Origin of the sequence: uncultured Mobiluncus sp., from assembly GCF_947254095.1 — a bacterium.
In the GTDB taxonomy this organism is placed as follows: Bacteria; Actinomycetota; Actinomycetes; order Actinomycetales; family Actinomycetaceae; genus Mobiluncus.
This window is the reverse complement of sequence record NZ_CAMYBV010000034.1, coordinates 1-7603: the sequence shown is the minus strand read 5'-3', so window position 1 is coordinate 7603 and position 7603 is coordinate 1. Positions and strand designations below refer to the sequence as shown.

General features: G+C 59.1%; 3 protein-coding genes. 2 read left to right on the top strand and 1 reads right to left on the bottom strand.

The window, feature by feature from the left end; genetic code table 11:
- Positions 1 to 1086: 1086 nt before the first annotated feature.
- Positions 1087 to 1902, bottom strand: coding sequence for a hypothetical protein (locus tag Q0X47_RS08195; RefSeq protein ID WP_297724898.1), 816 nt, complete (start codon positions 1900 to 1902; stop codon positions 1087 to 1089).
- A 294-nt stretch (positions 1903 to 2196) separates the two neighbouring features.
- Between Q0X47_RS08195 and Q0X47_RS08190 the strand changes: the two genes are divergently transcribed.
- Positions 2197 to 2895 (top strand): PKD domain-containing protein, encoded by a 699-nt coding sequence (locus tag Q0X47_RS08190; protein ID WP_297724895.1) that lies wholly within the window; start codon positions 2197 to 2199, stop codon positions 2893 to 2895.
- A 174-nt stretch (positions 2896 to 3069) separates the two neighbouring features.
- The coding region (locus tag Q0X47_RS08185; RefSeq protein ID WP_297724893.1) for a 2-oxoacid:acceptor oxidoreductase family protein at positions 3070 to 7603 on the top strand (4534 nt) is incomplete at its 3' end.

Sequence of the window (7603 nt, the reverse complement as noted above, 5' to 3'; positions counted from 1 at the left end):
ATCTTCAAAAAAACCCTTCTTCTGGGTAATAAAGGGTGGAATTTTGGTCAGATGAATTGAAAAAGGCCGCCGGGGTGTTTTTAAAAACCGCGCAGATTCAACGATTGCGGGGTGGTGTGGCAGCAGCATAAACAATTCTACTCGGTGCCGGTTGGGCTTTAGAGAGGTCGAGTTTTGGGTCCTCCTGGCCGTCGCGGGAGGGCTTCTGGGCGCGGTTAGTATGACGGATGCTCGGCCGTGTAAAACCGCTGATGTACTCAGGCGCGGCCAGCCAGTATGGCAAATCGGCGCAGGGGTGCGGCGAACAAGGGTGGCTAATCAGCGCAGGGACGCGGCCACCGAAGTATCGTCAACTTTACTGCTAGTATGGCAAAACCTCAGTTGAAAGCCATTTGGTAGGGATATTCGACGGTGGAATCGTCGCCTGGTTCCGGTCAAATGTTGGGTTCGAATACAGGCATTGGCTGTGAGGTATGCGGATATAAGGTGGGATTTGGGCAGTAGCTGCCATTATTGGCAGCTACTGCCCAAATCCCACCTTATAATCCCAGGATTCAAACAAAGCAGTACAGGAATCAAGGCGGAAAGGGGTATTTTGCAGGGAATGGCGAATGCTTTGCGGATTTCTCAATTCCAGATATCTGGACGCCTTGCATCTCGCGGACGAATGGGGCTGCACCGAAAATCCCGGCGGTTGTTATCAAATATCCACAATTACATTCATGAAGTTTGGCGCGCACCTTTGCGAGCCTCTCAAATCGGGCAAATTTGGAGGCCTCGCAACCTGGCTAATCCAGCAGCATCGCGAATCCGGGGCTATTTTTACCGATATTTTGTAATCCGCCGGATCCAGATTCAACTCAAACATTGCTGCCGGTGCGGACTCAGGCTCCAGCTCCAGCTCTGACGTTAGCCCCTGTATTGGCACCAATATCGTTGTTAGTTTCAACTCTGTCGCAAAGTTGATTGTCGACCGTCGGCAAATCCCCGGCAATACTTCCTGCGAATCCACTGGGGTGTCGTCACGTCTGGGTCGCCAGTACCCCCTGGCTGCGAATTCGGGTCGATTTCAAAGCTAGAGCGCTTTCAAACCCGAGGGCAAATACGGTGTCGGCGCCTTTGCAGAATGACGCTCAGCCTCTGTTTCGTGTGCTCCCACTCGTGCCAAATCTGGCGGTAGCTCAGCCTAGTAGTCAGATATCCGACGGTGGCGTTCGACAAATCTCGCTCGCGGTCAGTCTCAAAAGCGCTGGAGCTGTCGTGAAACTCCCTCCCGTCGCATTCCACAATCCACGAGTTGCCGACCAGCAAGTCTACCCATCCGGGCGCAGTCCGGTTCTGGGTGTGCACGCTGACCCCGCGACGCTGGAAAAATAACCTGACCCGAGTTTCACTGCCAGACTGCGCCCCACGGTCGAGAAACCGGTAGGTCGCCATTTTTTTCTTTTGCACTCGCGATGCCAGATGTTTGGCCTGTTCGTAGCTGATACGCCGCAACTGCAGCGCCGATTCCAGCACAATCAACCCTGTCTCGGCATCATGATGGCGCATGGCTTGGAACAAGCAGTCCTCCAAGTCAAACACGGGGGAGTGCTGGGGAGCGGCGCAGCGGTGAAATTCGGTGAATCCCGCAGCGGGCAGGTTGGCGTTGGTTGGCAAGATTACGTGCGTTTTGGCTTGGCGGGGAACCCAGAGACCGTACTTCGCGCACCCGGACAGGCAGCCCAGCCTGCCTCCAAGTTTTAGCGCGCGGACGACATCCGGGTCGGCTTCCGGCCCGGCGTACCAGCCGCGCATAATCCGCACCAGGCTTCCAGCCTTAACTAAAGCCTCAATCTGCCGCTTCGTGTAGCCTGTGAGCAGCTGTTTTGCCGTGTAAATCCCGTAGTTTTTCGTTTTCATAACCCCACCTTGCGGCACGGCCGGAAACAAAATCAACGTCGATTCAGATTACCTGTGGAAAACCCCGTTTTTGCTGCCCCTGTGGATAAACAGGGGGATATGGGCTGTAGCTGCCAATAATGGCAGCTACAGCCCATATCCCACCCTATAAGTCCAAAAAATATTTCATCTTGGCAAAAAAGTTGGCAATCCACACTTCGTTTCCGTGTGTTTCCTTGAAATCCCTGGCAGGCGGCTCCCGTCCCGTCTAGCGTCGGCTTGGGTGGCGCACTTCTGGCGCGGTAGCTTGAAAAAGTGAGTTTTTCCCGGCGCGTCCGTATGTTTACTGCAGCTATCGTGACTTCATTTGCGCTTTCAGGAGTGGGGGTCGACTCGGCGAACGCTCTCGTCGGGGATTTCAGCGGGATTGGGAATGTGATTCAGGGGGTCATCAGCGGGTCCTTCGCCGGCTCCCACTCGTACGAATATAACCCACTTCTTTCGAAGTCCGGCGCGAACGGCAAAGGCGGGTCGAAAGGTAAGAAAAAGCCGAAAAACGGTGTTTCCAAGCAAAATTCCTATGACTGGAACCGGGAGCTTCGCGAGGCGTTGAAAGTTAAAGTTGAGCCCCCGAAATTGTTTATGAACCCCGGCAAAGGTCACGTAGCTGTGAATAAAGACCTGTTCGTCTGGGCGGACGCCAAGCCTCAGAAGTTCGAAAAATCAGTGGTGTCGCAGACCTTGACCATCACCGCTGTCCCGGTTCGGTTTGAATGGAAATGGGGCGATGGCAACACCACGGATTCCGGCGCGGACGCGGGAGCGCCCTGGCCGGACGGCACCGTCACCCACAAATATCAACGTATCGGCCGTTACACGATTACCTGCCGGATTCACTGGCGGGCGACTTGGGTTATTGGGAAAGAGAAACCTCAGAAAATTCCCGGCGACATCTACACCGACAGCACCTCATCGGAGTTCCTGGTCAAATACCTGATTCCCTACCTTTCCTAAATGCTAAACCGCACTAACCCATGCATTCCTAACAATTCCAGGGGTCACAGCCAACAACCTCTCACTCTGAGTTCTCGCGCGGGTAAAGAGATGTTACTAAAATCGGGGTAGGATTCGAATCACTGGGCCACGGCCACGCAATCCCAAAATCATCCCATCGGAGAGGAATCTGTAATGGTAGACCAGCCGAAGTATCCCGGCAAAGTGGAAGTTATCAACGGCAACGGCGCGGTTGCCCGCGTAATGAACATGGTGTGTGGAGGCGTCATCGGCTATCCCATCACCCCTTCGACGGAAATCTCGGAAACGTTCGAAGCTGCGGTGGCGGCAGGTCAAAAGAACGTGTGGGGCCAGCACCCCTTCTTCTTTGAGCCCGAGGGCGAGCATTCCGCCCAGTCCGGGGCAATGGGCGCGGCGCTGACCGGCGGCAAGTTCATCTCGAACGCCTCCAGCTCGCAAGGTATCCTCTATGGCTTGGAGTCCCATTATGTCACTGTCGGCAAGCGTATCGGCGGCTTCGTGCTGCAGGTCGCGGCGCGCGTCGTCTCCCGCCACTCGCTGAACGTGATGGGCGGCCACGATGACGTATATGCCCTGCTCCCGGCCGGTTATACGGTCCTGTTTGGGGCAAACCCGGAGGAGGCCGCGAACCTGGCGCTGATTTCTTACCGCGCCTCATCCCTGTCCTTGATTCCCGTGGCGAACTGCATGGACGGTTTCGCGACTTCCCACATGATGAGCGAAGCGCGCCTGCCGGAAGCCGACCTGGTTAAGGAATACTTGGGCGATCCCAAGGGCTACATTCCCTGCCCCACCGCCGCTCAGGAAATCTTGTTTGGTGCCAAAGGCCGGGTTTTCCAGTTTGGTCAGTTCCTGGAGAGCACAAGGTCGGTGCTGGCGCCCGCCTCCCTCGAGGCGCTGCGGTCGTTCCTGAACTGCGCCGATAACGCCGAAGCCATCGAAAATGACTGCTGCGGCGAGCTGTTTGACCGAGAAATCGCGGGACATCTGCCTGCGGCGGAAGTCGCCAAGTGGCGCCGCCAGTGGGTCAACGCTCCGGCGCGAGGCACCCGCAAACTTATCCCCTCCCTGGTGGATATCGACAATCCGGGCTTGACCGGCCCGGTGCAAAACCAGCCCGATTTCCAAGCCGGGGTGGCCGACCACCACACCCACTTTGTCGCGGACGTGCCGCGCCTAGTGCGTCAGGCGATGGACGAATATAACGCCCTGACCGGCAGCGATTACGCCCCGGTGAAGACCTTTAACTGCGAGGACGCCGACTTCATCATGGTCGGTGTCGGCTCGATTTGCGAGGACGTGCGGGCGGTACTGCCGTACTTGCGGAATCGGGGTCTCAAGGTCGGTCTGGTCCAGATTGTCATGTTGCAGCCGTTCCCGGAGGCCGAGTTGGTGGCGGCTCTCAAGGGCGCGAAAGCCGTGACGGTGCTGGAGCGTTCCGACCAGGCGGCCTTGACGAAGTTCGTCAACGGCGCCCTGGTGAAAGCCGGCCAAAACGCGGGGGCAGCCAAACGTGACCTGCCCGCGCGCTACCCGGATATTCCGGCGGTGAAAACCGGGGAAATGCCCCAGCTGTCCACCGGATTCTTTGGCTTGGGCGGCCATGATGTCCAGCCGCGCCACCTCATCGCCACGTTCAAAGCGATGCAGGCCGGCGACCTCGCTCCCGAGTTCTATATTGGCTCGACGTTCTTTGCCGATGACGCGACCGGGGAGCAAAAGGCGATGCAGGACCGGCTGCGCGAAGCCTACCCGGAAACCGCCAAAATGGCCCTTCACCTGGAAGAAAACCCGAAAGACCTGCTGCCCAAGGAAGCGATGCGGATTAGGTTCCACTCGGTGGGCGGCTACGGCACGATTGCGACCGGGAAACTGCTGGCCGACATTTTGGCTGAAATGCTGCACTTGCACAGCAAAGCCGCTCCGAAGTACGGTTCGGAAAAATCGGGGGCGGCCACGAACTACTACATCACGTTGAGCCCGGAAACCATCAGGATTACGAACGCCGAGCTGGAGGACGTAGAGATTGTGGTCAGCCCGGACCACATGGTGTTTGCCCACACGAACCCGCTGAAGGGCTTGGCCGAGGGCGGGACGTTTATCTTGCAGTCTGACAAAACTCCCGCCGAGCTGTGGGCGAGCCTGCCGCGCCGGGCGAAACAGATCATTCGGGACAAGCACATTAACCTGTTTATCCTCGACGCGTTCGGGGTTGCGCTGAAGCACGCCCCGGATCCGGGCTTGCAAACCCGCATGATGGGCGTGGCTTTCATTGGGGCTATCGCCACCAAGGTCGACCGGATTGCTTCCGGGGCCAGCGAAGCGGATATGTTGGCCAAGATTCGCGAACAGATTGAGCACAAGTTCGGGGCGAAAGGCCCGGCGATTGTGGAAGCAAATATGGCGGTCGTCAAGGACGGGGCGGCCGCCACGCAAAAGGTCGATTGGGAACAGCTCGACGCCGACCCGGGCGCGTCTGGTGGTGCGGGCGCGGCTCAGGGCGGCGAATCTGCCCAGGCTCGCCCAGTTTTGGACGCCTCCCTGTCAGCCACGATGTGCCAGCGCGGCTCTACCGGTTGCGCGCTAACGTCCGGACTGTTTGACCGGGATTATTTCCACCGGGTCGTGGCGGAACCCTTTGCCCAGGGCACCATTAGCGAGTCCCCGGTTTACCCTGGCACTGGCTACTTCCTGCCCCCGGGGTCCTCGGCCACAAAGGACAAGGGTCTGTTCCGCCGGACCATCCCGGTGTTTGAGGCGAGCCTGTGTACCGGCTGTATGGAATGCGCCCTGGCCTGCCCGGACGGGGCGATTCCGAACACGGTGTTTGGTATCGACACCTTGCTTCAGACGGCGATAGAGCAGTCTGGCGAGGCCGGCGCCTCCCTAAAGTCGCAGGTGGACGCCATTGCCGGGGCGATGCGCCAGGCGCTGCTGGACACGAAGGCGCGTCCGGCAATTGCGGATGTCTTTACCGAGGTGGCGACCTCGCAAAACGCCGATGCCGCGGCGGTGGCGGCGGTGGCAGACACGTTACGGACCTTCCCGGTGGCACGCACCCGACCGTTCTTTGACTCCACTGAAAAACGCCAACCCGGCGCGGGAGTCCTGTTTAGCGCGACCGTAGACCCGTGGAAGTGTACCGGCTGTCTGGAATGTGTGGCGGTGTGCGGCCCGAACGCCCTGATTGGCACCGACCAGGACGACGAGGTGCTGGCCACGGCCCAGCAGCGGTTTGCGTTCCTGACGAAACTGCCGAATTCGCCTGCTGAATTCAGTGACCCGAACAGTGGGCCCAGCCTGGATATGAAACGGATTTTCCTGGACCGCGACAACTATTACGCGACCATCGGCGGGCACGGGGCGTGCCGCGGGTGTGGCGAAGTCACGGCTGTGCGCCAAACCATGGCTTTGGCCAACGATATTAATAACGGCCGGGTTTCGCGCCACCGCCAGGAACTCGAGGAGTTGGTGGCGGCTCTGGATGCCAAGCGCCAAACCGTCACCGATGCTGAGCTGGGTGCCCTGATTGACCAGGTGCGCGCACGTTTGGAGCAGCGTCTGTACCGTTACGAAGGGCCGGCAGGAGGGCGGGGCCCGGCGGCCGCGGTGGTCGCGAACTCGACCGGGTGTTCCTCGGTTTACGCCTCGACCGCGCCGTTTAACCCTTACCAGCAGCCGTGGGTCAACGGCCTGTTCCAAGACGCGCAGCCCTTGGCGAAAGGCATTTACGAGGGGCTGGCGGCCGATTTGTCGATGGACGTTTTGGCGCTGCGGCAAGCCCGGGCTATTTTGGCGGGCGCGACCGGCGCGGACATTCCGAACGACGCTCCGGAATGGAAACAGTTCACGGACGAGGAACTCGCGTTGATGCCCGCGGTGATGACCATCGGCGGCGACGGTGCGTCCTACGACATTGGCTTCGGGGCGATGAGCCGTATCCTGGCGTCCGGAACCCCCATAAAGATGCTGGTGTTGAACACGGGAGCTTACTCCAACACGGGCGGCCAAGCCTCCACGGCCTCCCTGGAGGGGCAGGACGCGGACCTGTCCCGCTACGGCAAATACTTGAAAGGCAAGTCTGAGCAGCGCAAAGAGCTGGGGCTGTTGGCGGCAATGCACCCCAACGTCCTGGTGGTGTCCACCTCCACGGCTTACCAAGGGCACTTCCTTAAGAACGTGTCGCGCGCCCTGGCCCAGGTCGACTACCCGGCGCTGATAGACGTGTACACCCCCTGCCAGCCCGAACACGGTATCGGGGACGACATGGCTAGTGAACACAGCCGCTTGGCGGTGAAATCGCGTATCAGCCCGCTGTTTGTCCACGAACCGGCACACGCCGAATTCAGTGACCGTTTCATCATCGACGGCAATCCGGATGTGAAAAAGCTGTGGTCGAGCTACAAACTCAGCTACCACGATGCGGACGGAAAAACCCAGCTGATGAACCTGCCCTACACGCCGGCGGATTTCGCCTACTCTGAGCTGCGGTTTAAGAAACACTTTAGGCCGCTGCCGGACAATGCCGAAAACCCGACGACGGTGGCGGACTATGTAGAGATGGACGCGGCCGCTCGTGAAACCGCTACACCGTTTATCTATACGGCCGGCACGGACGGGGGATTGGCGAAGATCCAGGTGTCGCCCTCCATCGTGAAGCTGACCGAGCAATGCCGGGAATACTGGA

What these genes read in the sequence shown, in the direction of transcription:
- Q0X47_RS08195 (WP_297724898.1), bottom strand. Translation starts at nt 1,902, where the DNA reads ATGAAAACGAAAAACTACGGGATTTACACGGCAAAACAGCTGCTCACA.